This is a genomic window from Psychrobacter namhaensis (assembly GCF_016107545.1).
Taxonomy (GTDB): domain Bacteria; phylum Pseudomonadota; class Gammaproteobacteria; order Pseudomonadales; family Moraxellaceae; genus Psychrobacter; species Psychrobacter namhaensis.
The window spans coordinates 1-1,174 of record NZ_JABASS010000038.1 but is presented as its reverse complement, the minus strand read 5'-3'; the positions used below and the strand labels follow the sequence as shown (position 1 = coordinate 1,174).

Here is a 1,174-nt window from a genome sequence, read left to right as displayed (position 1 = left end):
TTCGTGTGCTTTGAGGGACGCGTCCGCAATCATAACAATGCCACCAGCGTTGAGCGCTTGACCTACTACGGTTATGAAGACTTAGCCCTCAATCAAGGTCGCGCCATTATAGAAGAAGCCAAAAAACGCTTTGAGATTACGCATGCCATTGCCATACACCGTATCGGTGCGTTAGACATTGGCGATGTGGCCATATGGGTGGGTGTGGTATCAGCCCATCGTTATCCCGCCTTTGATGCGTGCCGCTGGATACTCGATACGGTTAAGGCGGACATTCCTGTGTGGAAGCAAGAGTATTATGAGGATGAGCCCTCTAAGTGGCTTAGCAATAATGGGTAAGCTCACGGTAGCTGTGTCTACCACATTTATTTGTTTACTGTTAGCGCTAAGCGCTTGCACGCCAGAGAGTAGCACTAATACAGTCTCTACTGCCAAGTCATCTGAGCAAATCCAAACGCTTCGTATCGCGGCGGCGGCCAACTTGTCTGATGTATTGCCAGATATTATTGACGACTATAAAGCAGATAACAGCAGTGCCGTACAAAATGTGGAAGTAACTTATGCATCCTCAGGGAAGCTGTATGCGCAAATTAAAGCAGGTGCCCCTTATGATGTGTTTTTGTCTGCCAATCAAGCGTTTCCTGCTAAGCTTGCTAAAGAGAGGACGGTTAACATGACGGATCAAAACAACGTAACCTATCGGCCGTTTACTTATGCGCAAGGTCAATTGGCATTGTATAGTGTGACTCAGTCTTTAGAAGGGTTTGATCCTACCACGATAAACGAGTTATTAATGAGCCGCCCTAACCGCAAAATAACCATTGCCAATCCTAAGCTGGCGCCTTATGGGGCGTCTGCTCAAGCGTATTTACAAGCACAAAACCTCTATGACGACCTGACTGAACAAAAACGTGTGATAAAAGCTGAAAACATTGGTCAAGCGTTTCAGTATGCGCATACGGGCAGTGTAGATTATGGGTTGGTGGCTCAATCACAGTTGACGGCGATTAAGGCCACGCCTGAGCAGTTTATGACCTTACCGCCAGCGTCTTATCCAGCTATCTTGCAAGACGGCATTGTGATCAGTGACCAAGCCGGTGCGGTGGCCTTTACCGATTATCTACGCTCGACGGCAGGTAGACAACACTTTGTGCAAGCAGGGTATTTGACTATT

Annotated in this window: 2 protein-coding genes; both read left to right on the top strand. The window is 47.5% G+C overall.

Annotated elements, in window-relative coordinates:
* Positions 1 to 339 (top strand): molybdenum cofactor biosynthesis protein MoaE (locus tag JFC06_RS12210; protein WP_198335249.1); only part of this gene is annotated, 339 nt, incomplete at its 5' end.
* A partial coding sequence (gene modA, locus JFC06_RS12205) for a molybdate ABC transporter substrate-binding protein (RefSeq protein ID WP_227685604.1) occupies positions 305 to 1,174 on the top strand: 870 nt, incomplete at its 3' end. The genes JFC06_RS12210 and modA, both read left to right, overlap by 35 nt.